This window comes from Pseudomonas glycinis (assembly GCF_054871425.1).
In genome coordinates this window covers 319409-333834 of sequence record NZ_JBTYHF010000002.1, presented here as the reverse complement: position 1 = coordinate 333834, position 14426 = coordinate 319409, and the positions used below count along the sequence as shown (strand labels likewise).

The window sequence follows — 14426 nt, the reverse complement described above, 5'->3', positions numbered from 1 at the left end:
GATGCCGTCTGGTGTCCAATGAACAGATGTTTAATATTCACTAATGATCTAGATATCTAGTTATTTATTCTTTTTCACGCTGATTGATCCCGAGCTACAGTTGTTGTCTCCCATCCCTCATCAGGAGCAGCACCATGAGCCTCAGACTCGGCGACATCGCCCCCGATTTCGAACAGGACTCCAGCGCCGGTAAAATTCGTTTCCACGAATGGCTGGGCGATAGCTGGGGCGTGCTGTTTTCCCATCCGGCGGACTTCACTCCGGTGTGCACCACCGAGCTGGGTTTCACCGCCAAGCTCAAGGATGAATTCAGCCAGCGCGGCGTCAAAGCCATCGCGCTGTCGGTCGACCCGGTGGACTCGCACCACAAGTGGATCGAGGACATCAACGAAACCCAGAACACCATCGTCAACTTCCCGATCCTGGCCGATGCCGATCGCAAGGTCTCCGATCTCTACGATCTGATCCACCCGAACGCCAATGACACGCTGACTGTGCGTTCACTGTTCGTCATCGATCCGAACAAGAAGATTCGCCTGACCATCACCTATCCGGCGAGCACCGGGCGCAACTTTCACGAGATCCTGCGGGTGATCGACTCGCTGCAGCTCACCGACAACTACAAGGTCGCCACCCCGGCCAACTGGCAGGACGGTGAAGAAGTGGTGATCGTGCCGTCGCTCAAGGATGAGGACGAGATCAAGCAGCGCTTCCCGAAAGGCTATCGCGCGGTGAAGCCGTACCTACGCCTGACGCCGCAGCCGAACAAATAAGTCAGTGAGATTTTGATCGTTCCCACGCTCTGCGTGGGAATGCCGCCCGTGACGCTCCGCGTCACAGTGGACGCGGAGCGTCCATGGATTCATTGCCACGCAGAGCGTGGGAACGATCTTCGTGTGACTACAACGCAGGGGAATTTCGGCCGTTTCGACGGCCTTTTTTTTCGCCTGTATTCTGCGCAGCGGTATATCTCTTAAATGCATAAACAAATGAATAAATATGATTTATGGATATATAAATCAGCTGGTAAGGTCACTGCCATTGAAGCGAGATCGCAGCCTGCGAATCGCCCGTAACGCTTAAAGGAATCTGCAATGCTGGTCGTCTCACTCGGTGGCAGCCCCAGCCTGCGCTCCCGTTCCGGGGTGCTGCTGGAGCGTTCGCAACGCTGGTTGCAACAGCAAGGGGTGGAAGTGGTGAGTTATCAGGTGCGGGACTTCCCGGCCGAGGATCTGCTCCACGCGCGCTTCGACAGCCCGAAGGTCCTCGACCTGCTGCAACAGATCGCAAACGCCGATGGCCTGCTGATCGCCACACCGGTGTACAAGGCCTCGTTTTCCGGTGCGCTGAAGACCCTGCTGGATCTGCTGCCGGAGCGTGCCTTGAATCACAAGGTTGTCTTGCCGATGGCTACCGGCGGCAGCATCGCCCACATGCTGGTGGTCGATTACGCGCTCAAGCCTGTGCTGTCGGCACTCAAAGCGCAGGAAATGCTTCAGGGCATTTTCGCCGAGGACAGCCAGATCGCTTACGGCGAAGGCAGTGCCACCGCGCAACTGGCGCCGGCCCTGGAGCAACGCTTGCACGAGGCCCTGGACCAGTTCATCGGCGCCATGGCGCGCCGGCCGAAACCGCTGGAGCCGGGCCTGCTGAACGAACGTTTGTTGAGTGCTCGCTGGAGCATTTAAGCCTCATCGAAATTTGAAGTACTGGCCTTACTCGCCCGCCAACGGGCAAGCAGGTGCAGCCAAAACCCAACAGCAAAAAGGAGAGCGCTATGCGCACTGTATTTTTGCGTCGTGGTCTGGTCGCTCTGTTTGCTGCGGCTGTCACCTTCGGCGCCATCACCCAAGCTCAAGCCGAGACATTGCGGATCGGTTATCAGAAGTACGGCACGCTGGTGCTGCTCAAAGCCAAGGGCACGCTGGAAAAACGCCTCGCCGCGCAAGGCGTCGACGTGCAATGGACTGAGTTTCCCGGCGGCCCGCAGCTGCTCGAAGGCCTCAACGTCGGCTCGATCGACTTTGGTGTGACCGGCGAAACCCCACCGGTTTTCGCTCAAGCTGCCGGCGCTGATCTGCTCTACGTTGCTTACGAACCGCCAGCGCCGAACAGCGAAGCGATCCTCGTGCCGAAAGACTCGCCGATCAAATCGGTGGCCGATCTCAAAGGCAAGAAAGTCGCCCTGAACAAAGGCTCCAACGTGCACTACCTGCTGGTGCGTGCACTGGAAGACGCCGGCCTCAAGTACAGCGATATTCAGACCGTGTTCCTGCCGCCGGCCGATGCCCGCGCTGCGTTCGAACGTGGCAGCGTTGACGCCTGGGTCATCTGGGATCCGTATCAGGCCGCTGCCGAGAAACAACTGCAAGCGCACACCCTGCGTGACGGCAAAGGCATCGTCGACAACCACCAGTTCTATCTCGCGACCAAACCTTACGCGCAGAAAAATCCCGAGGTAATCAAGACCCTCGTCGAAGAGGTGCGCGCGGTCGGTGAATGGTCGCAAGCCAATCCCGAAGACGTGACGCAACAGGTCGCGCCGCTGCTGGGCCTGCCGGCGGACATCACCCTGACCTCGGTGAAACGCCAGGGCTACGGCGCGTTGTTCGTGACTCCGGAAGTGGTCGCCGCGCAACAGAAAATCGCCGACACGTTCTTCCAGCTCAAGCTGATTCCCAAGCCGTTGAGCATCAAGGATGTGATCTGGACCCCGCCGGCCGCTGTGGCCCAAAGCTCCCCAGCCCAGTAATTCGAATCCATAAGGAGACCACTCCATGAGCCTCAACATCTTCTGGTTCCTGCCAACCCACGGCGACGGCCATTACCTTGGCACCGCCGAAGGCGCCCGCGCGGTTGATCACGGTTATCTGCAACAGGTCGCGCAAGCGGCGGATCGTCTGGGTTTTGGCGGGGTGCTGATTCCCACTGGACGCTCCTGCGAAGACTCATGGCTGGTGGCAGCCTCGCTGATTCCGGTGACCCAGCGCCTGAAGTTTCTGGTCGCCCTGCGCCCCGGGATCATTTCCCCGACGGTCGCGGCGCGCCAGGCAGCAACGCTGGATCGCTTGTCCGGCGGGCGTGCGCTGTTCAATCTGGTCACCGGTGGCGATCCGGAAGAACTGGCCGGTGACGGACTGTTCCTCAATCACGAAGAACGCTATCAGGCCTCGGTGGAGTTCACCCGCATCTGGCGCCGTGTGCTGGAAGGCGAAACCGTCGATTACGACGGCGAGCACATCAGCGTCAAGGGTGCCAAGTTGCTCTATCCGCCGATCCAGCAACCGCGTCCGCCGCTGTATTTCGGTGGCTCTTCGGAAGCGGCGCAGGATCTGGCCGCCGAGCAGGTCGAGATGGTGCTGACCTGGGGCGAACCACCGGCAGCGGTTGCCGAGAAGATCGCACAAGTCCGGGCCAAAGCCGCCAAACTCGGCCGTACCGTGCGCTTCGGCATTCGTCTGCATGTGATCGTGCGTGAAACCAACGCCGAAGCCTGGCAGGCTGCGGACCGGCTGATCTCGCATCTGGACGACGACACCATCCAGCGTGCGCAGGCTTCGCTGGCGCGCTTCGATTCGGTCGGCCAGCAACGCATGGCCGCGCTGCACGGCGGCAGCCGCGACAACCTCGAAGTCAGCCCCAACCTCTGGGCCGGCGTCGGTCTGGTACGTGGCGGTGCCGGTACTGCGCTGGTCGGCGATGGCCCGACCGTGGCAGCGCGGGTCAAGGAATATGCCGATCTGGGCATCGACACCTTCATCTTCTCCGGTTATCCACACCTCGAAGAATCGTATCGCGTGGCGGAGCTGCTGTTCCCGCACCTCGACGTTGAACGCCCGGAACTGCCGAAGAGCGCCGGTTATGTCAGCCCGTTCGGCGAGATGGTCGCCAACGACATCCTGCCCAAAGCCGCATCGCAGAGCTGAGGCGCGGCCATGAACAAATTTATCCACAGCCTCGCGCCTTGGGCGTTGCCGGTGTTGCTGCTGGCGGTGTGGCAGTTGTCGGTGTCGGCGGGCTGGTTATCGACACGGATTCTGCCGGCACCGGTGGCAGTGATCGAAGCCGGCGTCAGTCTGGTACGCAGCGGCGAGATCTGGACGCACCTGGCGATCAGCGGCTGGCGCGCGGCACTCGGTTTTACCATCGGCGGCAGCATTGGTCTGGTGCTGGGTTTCATCACCGGCCTGTCGAAGTGGGGCGAGCGCCTGCTCGACAGCTCGGTGCAGATGATCCGCAACGTGCCGCATCTGGCGCTGATTCCGCTGGTGATCCTGTGGTTCGGGATCGACGAGTCAGCGAAGATTTTTCTGGTGGCGCTGGGCACCTTGTTTCCGATTTACCTGAACACGTATCACGGCATCCGCAACGTCGACCCGGCGCTGGTGGAGATGGCGCGCAGTTATGGCCTGAGCGGTTTCAGCCTGTTCTGGCAGGTGATTCTGCCGGGTGCGTTGCCGTCGATTCTGGTTGGCGTGCGCTTCGCTTTGGGCTTCATGTGGCTGACGCTGATCGTCGCTGAAACCATCTCGGCCAGCTCCGGCATCGGCTATCTGGCGATGAACGCTCGAGAGTTCTTGCAGACCGACGTGGTGGTGCTGGCGATCCTGCTTTACGCGGTGCTCGGCAAACTCGCCGACCTCGCCGCCCGTGGACTCGAACGTGTGTGGCTGCGCTGGCACCCGGCCTATCAGGTTGCCAAGGGAGGTGCGGCATGACCGCTCAACAACCTTCACGCCTGTTGCGCGGGATTCCGCTGGCGGTGCGCAACCTGCAGAAAACCTTCGGCGCGCGGCAGGTGCTGCGCGACATCGATCTGCACATTCCGGCGGGGCAATTTGTCGCCGTGGTCGGGCGCAGCGGTTGTGGCAAGAGCACGTTCTTGCGCTTGCTCGCCGGCCTCGATCAACCGACTGGCGGCGAGCTGCTGGCCGGCTCCGCGCCGCTCAGCCAGGCGCGCGACGATACCCGGCTGATGTTCCAGGAAGCGCGGCTGCTGCCGTGGAAAAAGATCATCGACAACGTCGGTCTCGGTCTCAAGGGCAACTGGCGCCAGCAAGCGCTGGATGCACTGGAAGCCGTGGGTCTGGCTGATCGCGCCAATGAATGGCCGGCGGCGTTGTCCGGTGGCCAGAAGCAGCGCGTGGCGCTGGCCCGGGCGCTGATTCACCAGCCGCGCCTGCTGCTGCTCGACGAACCGCTCGGCGCACTGGATGCCCTGACCCGCATCGAGATGCAGCAACTCATCGAACGGCTGTGGCAGCAACACGGTTTTACCGTGCTGCTGGTGACCCATGACGTCAGTGAAGCGGTGGCGATTGCCGATCGGGTGATCCTGATCGAGGACGGCGAAGTCGGCCTCGACCTGCACGTCGAACTGCCGCGCCCGCGTGTCCGTGGCTCGCATCGCCTCGCCGCACTGGAAACCGAAGTGCTCAACCGTGTTCTGTCCCTGCCCGGCGAACCGCCGGCGCCGGAACCCGTTTCACCCCTGCCTACGCAATTGCGTTGGGCGCAATGAAGCAGCTGCAAGCTTCAAGCTACAAGCCGCAAGAACAAGCCTGGTGCTTTTACTTGCAGCTTATAGCTTGCCGCTTGCAGCTCATTTCGATCCTAGGAGAAATGCCATGACTATCAAAGCCATCAACGTGCGCAACCAGTTCAAAGGCTCGATCAAGGAAATCGTCCTCGGCGACGTGCTGTCGGAAATCGACGTGCAGACCGCTTCGGGCATCGTCACTTCGGTGATCACTACCCGCTCTGTTAAAGAGCTGGAGCTGGTGGTCGGCAGTGAGGTGATCGCCTTTGTGAAATCCACCGAGGTATCGATCGCCAAGTTGTAAGCCGGTGAACAAAAAACAACCCCGGAGGGTGTGAGCCCTGCGGGGTTTTTTGTGCCTGTCGATCGTTCCCATGCTCCGCGTGGGAATGCCTCTAGGGACGCTCCGCGTCCAGTGACGCGGAGCGTCACGGGCTGCATTCCTTTGCTGCGCGTGGGAACGATCATGTCTCAGCGCTTGGGCAGATACGGCGGTAGATACAGGCCAATGTAGGCATCAAACACGCGCATCCCTTCCTCGGCCATGCGCGGGGTGATCTGCCCGTGCTGCTGCACCGAACGGGCATAGACCCGGTCGCCCAGTTCCATCGCCAGGGCAAACACATCGACATCGTCCGGCAGCCTTGGCAACTCGAAATGCTGGTCGAACAGCTTGTGCATCAGGTCGCCCAGTTCCAGATCGTGCTGGCGGTCGGCCTGGGTCACTTCGGTCAGGCCGTGTTGCGCCAGGATCAACTGCCGCGCGGCGGCGTCTTCGTCGTAGATCTCCAGCATGCGCTGTTCGACCAGTCGCGACAGATCACGCCAGTCACGCAAAGCATCGTGATTGATCGGCGCTTGCAGGCAAGCGCGGAAGGCTGCGTGGACATCAGCAGTCAGTGCTTCGAGCAGCGCCGGTACGCTGGCGAAGAAGTGATACACGGAGGAGGGCGGAATCTGCGCGCGCTCGGCGACGCTGTAGATCGACAGACTGGCCACGCCCTCGGCCGCCAGCAGCGTGCGCGCGGCATCGAGGATCGAATCGATCCGCGCCTGACTGCGGGCACGGGGTTTGCGAACGGTGGCGGGACGCGTCATGGAAGTCTCCTGCGGGGCAGCGGGCATTGTACGAGGCGGTTCAGGTGTTGTCTGCCAGTACCCTGTAGCGAGGGGATTTAGCGAAACGTCGCACCGCCCCGTTCGGCTGCGCAGCAGTCGTAAACCCTGAGAGCCGGGTATTCCTGACGCACCGAGTGGGATGGATTTGGGGCTGCTTCGCAACCCAACGGGGATAAATCCCCTCGCCACAGGTTTTGTGTTCGGCCATAAAAAAACGCCGCTGGCTGAATCAGCCAACGGCGTTTTTTTGAAGCTGCAAACCATTTAAACGGTATGCAGATACCAGTTGTACTCAAGGTCGGAGATGGAGTGTTCGAACTCCTCCAGCTCGCTTTCCTTGCAGGCGACGAAGATATCGATGTACTTCGGATCGATGTACTTGGCCATCACCTCGCTGTCGTCCAGCTCGCGCAGGGCATCGCGCAAGTTGTTCGGCAGGCTCTGTTCGTTCTGCTCGTAGCTGTTGCCTTCGACAGGCGCGCCCGGTTCGATCTTGTTGACCAGGCCGTGGTGCACGCCGGCCAGTACCGAAGCCATCAGCAGGTACGGGTTGGCGTCGGCGCCGGCCACGCGGTGCTCGATACGTACGGCATCGGCAGAACCGGTTGGTACGCGGATCGCCACGGTGCGGTTGTCCAGGCCCCAGCACGGCGAGTTCGGTACGTAGAACTGCGCGCCGAAGCGACGGTAGGAGTTGACGTTCGGGCAGAGGAAAGCCATCTGCGCCGGCAGGGTCTCGAGCACACCGCCGATCGCGTGACGCAGCGCGGCGTTCTGCTCGGGATCCTCGCTGGCAAAAATGTTTTTGCCGGCTTTGTCCAGAATCGAAATGTGTACGTGCAGACCATTGCCCGCCTGGCCCGGATACGGCTTGGCCATGAAGGTGGTGTCCATTTCATGGTCGTAGGCGATGTTCTTGATCAGACGCTTGAGCAGGACGGCGTAGTCGCAGGCCTTGATCGGGTCGGCGACGTGGTGCAGGTTCACTTCGAACTGCGCCGGGGCACTTTCCTTGACGATCGCATCGGCCGGGATGCCTTGCTCTTTGGCACCTTCCAGAATGTCCTGGAGGCAGTCGACGTATTCGTCGAGGTCGTCGATCAGGTAGACCTGCGTCGAGTGCGGGCGTTTGCCGGAGATCGGCGAGCGTGGCGGCTGCGGACGGCCGTTCACGTTTTCCTGGTCGATCAGGTAAAACTCGAGTTCGAAGGCGGCGCAGATGGTCAGGCCGAGCTCGTCGAACTTGGTCACCACCTGGCGCAGCACTTCACGGGGATCGGCGAAGAACGGATCGCCTTCGAGTTCGTGCATGGTCATCAACAGCTGCGCGGTCGGGCGCTTCTGCCATGGCTCGTTGCACAGGGTATCGGGGATCGGATAGCAGATGCGATCGGCGTCGCCGATGTCCAGGCCCAGACCGGTGCTTTCCACCGTGGAGCCATTGATATCCAGAGCAAATAGAGAGGCCGGCAGGTTGATGCCTTTCTCGTAAACCTTGTGGAGGCTGGTGCGTTCGATGCGCTTGCCGCGCACCACACCATTCATATCCGCAATCAGAAGGTCAACGTACAGAACCTCAGGATGTTCCTTAAGGAACGCGTTCGCTTCGTTAAGCTGAACGGCACGCGGGGGTACCGACATGATGCAACACCTTTGTTGTTAAAAATATCAATCATTGATCTTTTCTGGTTTCAGTCAACCCGAACGGCCTGCCGAAGTCAAGCGAGGCCTTTTTTGCCCCGAAAAAGCGCTTGAAGGGCATTTATGGGGCACTTTGGGGCGTTTTTTCAAACCTTGAACGTTGCTCAGCTGCGGGCTTGAGCAGGCCGTGTTGTATTTTTTACGGGGGTGTTGTGTAAAAAAATGAACAAGGCTAAGCTCCGGTCAAACCCATAACAGCAATAATACCGGGGTGCTTCATGTCTCGCCTGCCGTTAATCGGCATCACCGACTGCTCGCAACAGTCCGGTCTGCATGCTCATCACATCAGTGGCGATCAATCCGTCCGGAGCGCAGCCAGCAAGGCGCGCAGCCTGTCGACGACACGCTCGTCAACATCCGGCAAAACGGCAGCGTCCGATATTCTGGACGTCGGGCACAGCATCCGCTTTATGGCGTCTCCTTTCACTATAGAACTCTTTCCCTCCCAAAGCCCGTGCCGCACTCAGCGTCATGCTTGTGATTCTGCACGTTTGCAAAGTGCACGGGAAATGCAACGCCAGCGTCAAGGGCAGGTAAGCTCCTCTTTCATTGTCTATGCGCGGTGCCAGGCGTAAGCCGGCACTGCGCGAGCAAGCCCCCTTTAACGCGACGCCGCAAGCGTCAAAATTGCCTGACATCGCGTCAGGAGACTCAGCCCAGAGGCATTTATGAGTAACAACCTCGACCAGCTCACCGATTGGTTGAAAGACCGCAAGATCACAGAAGTCGAATGCATGATCGGCGACTTGACCGGCATTACCCGGGGCAAGATTTCGCCGACCAACAAGTTCATCGCCGAGAAAGGCATGCGTCTGCCGGAGAGCGTGCTGCTGCAGACCGTGACCGGCGACTACGTCGAAGACGACATCTATTACGAACTGCTCGACCCGGCCGACATCGACATGATCTGCCGCCCCGACCAGAACGCCGTGTACCTGGTGCCGTGGGCGATCGAGCCGACCGCGCAGGTGATCCACGACACCTACGACAAGCAAGGCAACCCGATCGAGCTGTCGCCGCGCAACGTCCTCAAGAAAGTTTTGAAGCTGTATGCCGACAAGGGCTGGCAGCCGATCGTGGCGCCGGAAATGGAGTTCTACCTGACCAAGCGCAGCGACGACCCCGACTATCCGTTGCAGCCGCCGATCGGCCGCTCGGGCCGTCCGGAAATCGGTCGGCAGTCGTTCTCCATTGAAGCGGCCAACGAATTCGACCCGCTGTTCGAAGATGTCTACGACTGGTGCGAATTGCAGGAGCTGGACCTCGATACGCTGATCCACGAAGACGGCACGGCGCAGATGGAAATCAACTTCCGTCACGGTGACGCCCTTTCGCTGGCCGATCAGATTCTGGTGTTCAAGCGCACCATGCGCGAAGCCGCGCTCAAGCACGACGTAGCGGCGACATTCATGGCCAAGCCGATGACCGGCGAGCCGGGCAGCGCCATGCACCTGCACCAGAGCATCATCGACATTCAGACCGGCAAGAACGTCTTCTCCAACGAAGACGGGACCATGAGCCAGTTGTTCCTGCACCACATCGGTGGTCTGCAAAAATTGATCCCCGAGCTGTTGCCGCTGTTCGCACCGAACGTCAACTCGTTCCGCCGCTTCCTCCCGGATACTTCGGCACCGGTGAACGTCGAGTGGGGTGAGGAAAACCGCACCGTCGGCCTACGCGTACCGGATGCCGGCCCGCAGAACCGCCGCGTGGAAAACCGCCTGCCGGGCGCCGACGCCAACCCGTACCTGGCGATCGCCGCGAGCCTGCTCTGCGGTTACATCGGCATGGTCGAGGGCCTGAACCCGAGCGCGCCAGTGGTCGGTCGTGGATACGAGCGCCGCAACCTGCGCCTGCCGCTGACCATCGAGGACGCGCTGGAGCGTATGGAAAACAGCGCGACCATCGAGAAGTACCTCGGCAAGACCTTCATCACCGGCTACGTCGCGGTCAAGCGGGCCGAGCATGAAAACTTCAAGCGCGTGATCAGTTCCTGGGAGCGTGAGTACCTGCTCTTCGCCGTCTGATACGCCGGGCGCGGCGGCCAGCCGTCGCGCCTTCACCGATAACAAGGAGAATTGGCATGACCAGCAACAACCCGCAAACCCGTGAGTGGCAAGCGCTGAGCAGCGAACACCACCTGGCCCCGTTCAGCGACTTCAAGCAACTGAAAGAGAAGGGCCCGCGGATCATCACCAACGCCAAGGGCGTTTATCTGTGGGACAGCGAAGGCAACAAGATCCTCGACGGCATGGCTGGCCTCTGGTGCGTGGCGATCGGTTACGGTCGCGATGAGCTGGCCGATGCCGCCGCCAAACAGATGCGCGAACTGCCGTACTACAACCTGTTCTTCCAGACCGCACACCCGCCGGCACTGGAACTGGCCAAGTCGATTGCCGACGTGGCGCCAGAAGGCATGAACCACGTGTTCTTCACCGGTTCCGGCTCCGAAGGCAACGACACCATGTTGCGCATGGTCCGTCACTACTGGGCGATCAAAGGCCAGCCGAACAAGAAAGTCATCATCAGCCGCAAGAACGGTTATCACGGTTCGACCGTGGCCGGCGCGAGCCTCGGCGGCATGACTTATATGCACGAGCAGGGCGACCTGCCGATTCCGGGCATCGTCCACATCGCCCAGCCGTACTGGTTTGCCGAAGGCGGCGACATGTCGCCGGAAGAGTTCGGCATCTGGGCGGCCAATCAGCTCGAAGAAAAGATTCTCGAGGTCGGCGTCGACAACGTCGGTGCCTTTATTGCCGAGCCGATCCAGGGTGCCGGCGGCGTGATCATTCCGCCTGATACCTACTGGCCGCGCATCAAGGAAATCCTCGCCAAGTACGACATCCTCTTTGTTGCCGACGAAGTGATCTGCGGCTTCGGCCGTACTGGTGAGTGGTTCGGTAGCGATTTCTACGACCTCAAGCCGCACATGATGACCATCGCCAAAGGCCTGACCTCCGGCTACATCCCGATGGGCGGGTTGATCGTGCGTGATTCGGTGGTGGCCGTGCTCAATGAAGGCGGCGATTTCAACCACGGCTTCACTTACTCCGGCCACCCGGTGGCAGCCGCGGTGGGCCTGGAAAACATCCGCATCCTGCGCGACGAAAAAATTATCGAGAACGCCCACAACGAAACGGCACCGTATTTGCAGAAACGTCTGCGCGAGCTGAACGATCACCCGTTGGTGGGTGAAGTTCGCGGCGTCGGTCTGCTGGGGGCGATCGAGCTGGTGCAGGACAAGGCCACGCGCAAGCGTTACGAAGGCAGGGGCGTGGGCATGATCTGCCGGCAGTTCTGCTTCGACAACGGCCTGATCATGCGCGCGGTGGGCGACACCATGATCATTGCGCCGCCGCTGGTGATCAGCAAAGCGGAGATCGATGAGCTGGTTACAAAGGCACGCAAGTGTCTGGACCTGACCCTCGGTGCGCTGCAGGCCTAGGTGCTAGGCTTTGGGCGGGGGAGCTGCGGCGCACTCGCTCAAAGCTGTCAGAAAGGCTGGTCTTTTGTTGAAAGACCGCCTCGGATCTTGCCAGACTAGCCGCGGTTCCAGTTGTCCGGGTTCGGCCGCTGAACAAAGTGGTTCAAAAAAGAAAAATTTGGAGCATGACGCATGAAGGCATTAGGTAAAAAGCTAGCTGGCAAGACTCTGCTCGCGCTGTCCATGGCGGGCATGATGGCGGGTGCGGTGCACGCGGACGACAAGGTACTGCACGTCTACAACTGGTCCGACTACATCGCGCCGGACACCGTGGCCAACTTCGAAAAAGCCACCGGGATCAAAGTCGTCTACGACGTCTTCGACAGTAACGAAACCCTGGAAGCCAAGCTGCTGGCCGGCAAGTCCGGTTATGACATCGTGGTGCCTTCCAACAATTTCCTCGCCAAGCAGATCAAGGCCGGCGTTTACCAGGAGCTGGACAAGTCCAAGCTGCCGAACTGGAAAAACCTCGACGAAGACCTGCTCAAGGCCGTTGGCGATGCCAGCGACCAGGGCAACAAGCACGCCTTCCCGTATATGTGGGGCTCGATCGGCATCGGCTACAACCCGGCCAAGGTCAAGGCTGCGCTGGGCATCGACAAGATCGATTCGTGGGACGTGGTGTTCAAACCGGAAAACATGGAGAAACTCAAAAGCTGCGGCGTGAGCTTCCTCGATGCGCCGACCGAAATGATTCCGGCGGCATTGCACTATTTGGGCAAGCCGACCAACAGCAAGGACAAGGCTGATCTGAAAGCCGCCGAAGACCTGTTCCTGAAGATCCGTCCGTCGGTCGCCTACTTCCACTCTTCCAAGTACATCTCCGACCTGGCCAACGGCAACATCTGCGTCGCCGTCGGTTACTCGGGTGACCTGGAGCAATCCAAGACCCGCGCCCAGGAAGCCGGTGACAAGGTCAAGCTGGCCTACACCATTCCGAAAGAAGGCGCCGGTACTTTCTACGACATGGTCGCCATTCCCAAGGATGCGGAAAACGTCGAAGCCGCCTACAAGTTCATGAACTACCTGATGGAGCCGCAAGTGATGGCCGGCATCACCAACGCCGTGCGTTTCCCGAACGGCAACAAGGCGGCGACGCCTATGGTGGACAAGGACATCACCAGCGACCCGAGCATCTACCCGTCGGCTGAAGTGAAGAAGCAGCTCTATGCGATCAGCGATCTGGACGCCGCCACACTGCGTCTGATCACCCGCAGCTGGACCAAGATCAAATCGGGCAAATAAGCCGGTTTGTCGCCACAACCACTGGCCGTCGTCGTCGCGACGGCGGCCAGCGGATAATTAAATGACAGAAAGTTTTGCTGGATCGGTTTTTCGAGGGTAAGTTGCGCGCCGGTTTTGTTGTCGGGCAGCCATGGCTGTCATGCAGCGCGGGGCAACTTGGGCCCAATCAATTTAGAGGACCTCCACTTGCCTGTATTTTCTTCTTTGCGCAAAGCCCTGCTGGCCGCTGCCGGCCTGACAATCGCTGTCGGAGCCCAGGCCGCCGGTACGGTGCATATTTATAACTGGTCCGATTACATCGGCGAATCGACCCTGGCCGACTTCGAGAAAGAGACCGGGATCAAACCGGTCTACGACGTTTTCGACTCCAACGAAACCCTGGAAGGCAAGCTGCTCGCCGGGCGTACCGGTTACGACGTGGTCGTGCCGTCGAACCACTTCCTCGGCAAGCAGATCAAGGCGGGCGCGTTCCAGAAGCTCGACAAGGCGCAGCTGCCGAATTATTCCAACCTCGACCCGGTGCTGCTCAAGCGCCTGGAACAGAACGACCCCGGCAACCTCTACGCCGTGCCGTATCTGTGGGGCACCAACGGCATCGGCTACAACGTCGACAAAGTCAAGGCTGTGCTGGGCATCGAAAAGATCGATTCCTGGGCCGTGCTGTTCGAGCCGGAAAACATCAAGAAGCTGCACAGCTGCGGTGTCGCGTTCCTCGATTCGGCTGATGAAATGATGCCGACCATGCTCAATTACCTGGGCCTGAACGCCAACAGCACCAACACCAAGGACTACGAAAAGGCCACCGCCAAGCTGCTCGCGGTGCGTCCCTACGTGACCTATTTCCATTCCTCGAAGTACATCGGCGATCTGGCCAACGGCGACATCTGCGTGGCCATCGGTTTCTCCGGCGACATTTTCCAGGCGAAGAACCGTGCCGAGGAAGCCAAGAAGGGCGTCAACATCGCCTATTCGATTCCGAAAGAGGGCGGCGCGCTGTGGTTCGACATGCTGGCGATCCCCAAGGATTCGTCCAACGTCAAGGAAGCCCACGCCTTCATCAACTATTTGCTGAAACCTGAGGTGATCGCCCAGGTCAGTGATTACGTCGGTTACGCCAACCCCAACCCGGGTTCGGACAAGCTGATGGAACAATCCATTCGCACCGATGAAGCGGTTTACCCACCGCAAGCAGTCCTCGACAAGACCTACGTGTCGACCGAGTTGCCAGCCAATATTCAGCGTTTGATGACCCGCAGCTGGACCAAGGTCAAGTCGGGCAAATAACGCACAAACTATCCAGGGTTCGTCTTGCGGGGCGAACTGCTGCTTCTGTTG

At 60.0% G+C, this 14426-nt stretch carries 13 protein-coding genes; 11 read left to right on the top strand and 2 right to left on the bottom strand.

Annotated features, from left to right (window positions below; genetic code table 11):
• Positions 1–134 precede the first annotated feature (134 nt).
• From ACYSTU_RS05580 to ACYSTU_RS05550, 7 genes are all read left to right on the top strand, one after another.
• Entirely contained in the window at positions 135–773 is a 639-nt protein-coding gene (locus tag ACYSTU_RS05580) for a peroxiredoxin (protein ID WP_024014725.1), read from the top strand.
• Between the two features lie 321 nt (positions 774–1094).
• Positions 1095–1688, top strand: coding sequence for an NADPH-dependent FMN reductase (gene ssuE / locus ACYSTU_RS05575; protein WP_039757455.1), 594 nt, complete (start codon positions 1095–1097; stop codon positions 1686–1688).
• Positions 1689–1777: 89 nt separating this feature from the next.
• Positions 1778–2752: a sulfonate ABC transporter substrate-binding protein gene (locus ACYSTU_RS05570; protein WP_323164132.1), complete on the top strand. Its 975-nt coding sequence runs from the start codon at positions 1778–1780 to the stop codon at positions 2750–2752.
• A gap of 25 nt (positions 2753–2777) precedes the next feature.
• Positions 2778–3926 (top strand): FMNH2-dependent alkanesulfonate monooxygenase, encoded by a 1149-nt coding sequence (gene ssuD / locus ACYSTU_RS05565; RefSeq protein ID WP_016772653.1) that lies wholly within the window; start codon positions 2778–2780, stop codon positions 3924–3926.
• A 9-nt stretch (positions 3927–3935) separates the two neighbouring features.
• Complete coding sequence (gene ssuC, locus ACYSTU_RS05560; RefSeq protein WP_027610511.1) at positions 3936–4718, top strand: aliphatic sulfonate ABC transporter permease SsuC; 783 nt, start codon at positions 3936–3938, stop codon at positions 4716–4718.
• The gene (gene ssuB, locus ACYSTU_RS05555) at positions 4715–5521 is read left to right on the top strand and encodes an aliphatic sulfonates ABC transporter ATP-binding protein (protein ID WP_323164133.1); all 807 of its coding nucleotides are present in this window, start codon (positions 4715–4717) and stop codon (positions 5519–5521) included. Before ssuC ends, ssuB begins: the two co-directional genes overlap by 4 nt.
• A gap of 106 nt (positions 5522–5627) precedes the next feature.
• Positions 5628–5843, top strand: coding sequence for a TOBE domain-containing protein (locus ACYSTU_RS05550; protein WP_003229256.1), 216 nt, complete (start codon positions 5628–5630; stop codon positions 5841–5843).
• Between the two features lie 167 nt (positions 5844–6010).
• Here the strand turns inward: ACYSTU_RS05550 and ACYSTU_RS05545 are convergent, their stop codons facing one another.
• Positions 6011–6637 (bottom strand): TetR/AcrR family transcriptional regulator, encoded by a 627-nt coding sequence (locus tag ACYSTU_RS05545; RefSeq protein ID WP_016772656.1) that lies wholly within the window; start codon positions 6635–6637, stop codon positions 6011–6013.
• Between the two features lie 285 nt (positions 6638–6922).
• A complete protein-coding gene (locus ACYSTU_RS05540) occupies positions 6923–8299 on the bottom strand; it encodes a glutamine synthetase family protein (RefSeq protein ID WP_016772657.1) in 1377 nt (458 codons plus the stop codon).
• A gap of 728 nt (positions 8300–9027) precedes the next feature.
• On the opposite strand from ACYSTU_RS05540, the gene ACYSTU_RS05535 reads away from it, so the two are divergent.
• The 4 genes from ACYSTU_RS05535 to ACYSTU_RS05520 all read left to right on the top strand — a co-directional run bounded on the left by ACYSTU_RS05535 (position 9028) and on the right by ACYSTU_RS05520 (position 14375).
• On the top strand, positions 9028–10386 hold the full coding sequence (locus ACYSTU_RS05535) for a glutamine synthetase family protein (RefSeq protein WP_016772658.1): 1359 nt from the start codon (positions 9028–9030) through the stop codon (positions 10384–10386).
• Positions 10387–10442: 56 nt separating this feature from the next.
• A complete protein-coding gene (locus ACYSTU_RS05530) occupies positions 10443–11807 on the top strand; it encodes an aspartate aminotransferase family protein (protein ID WP_474321901.1) in 1365 nt (454 codons plus the stop codon).
• Positions 11808–11978: 171 nt separating this feature from the next.
• The gene (locus ACYSTU_RS05525) at positions 11979–13091 is read left to right on the top strand and encodes a polyamine ABC transporter substrate-binding protein (RefSeq protein WP_197892345.1); all 1113 of its coding nucleotides are present in this window, start codon (positions 11979–11981) and stop codon (positions 13089–13091) included.
• 186 nt (positions 13092–13277) lie between these two features.
• Entirely contained in the window at positions 13278–14375 is a 1098-nt protein-coding gene (locus tag ACYSTU_RS05520) for a polyamine ABC transporter substrate-binding protein (protein ID WP_498996677.1), read from the top strand.
• The last annotated feature ends 51 nt before the right edge of the window (positions 14376–14426 follow it).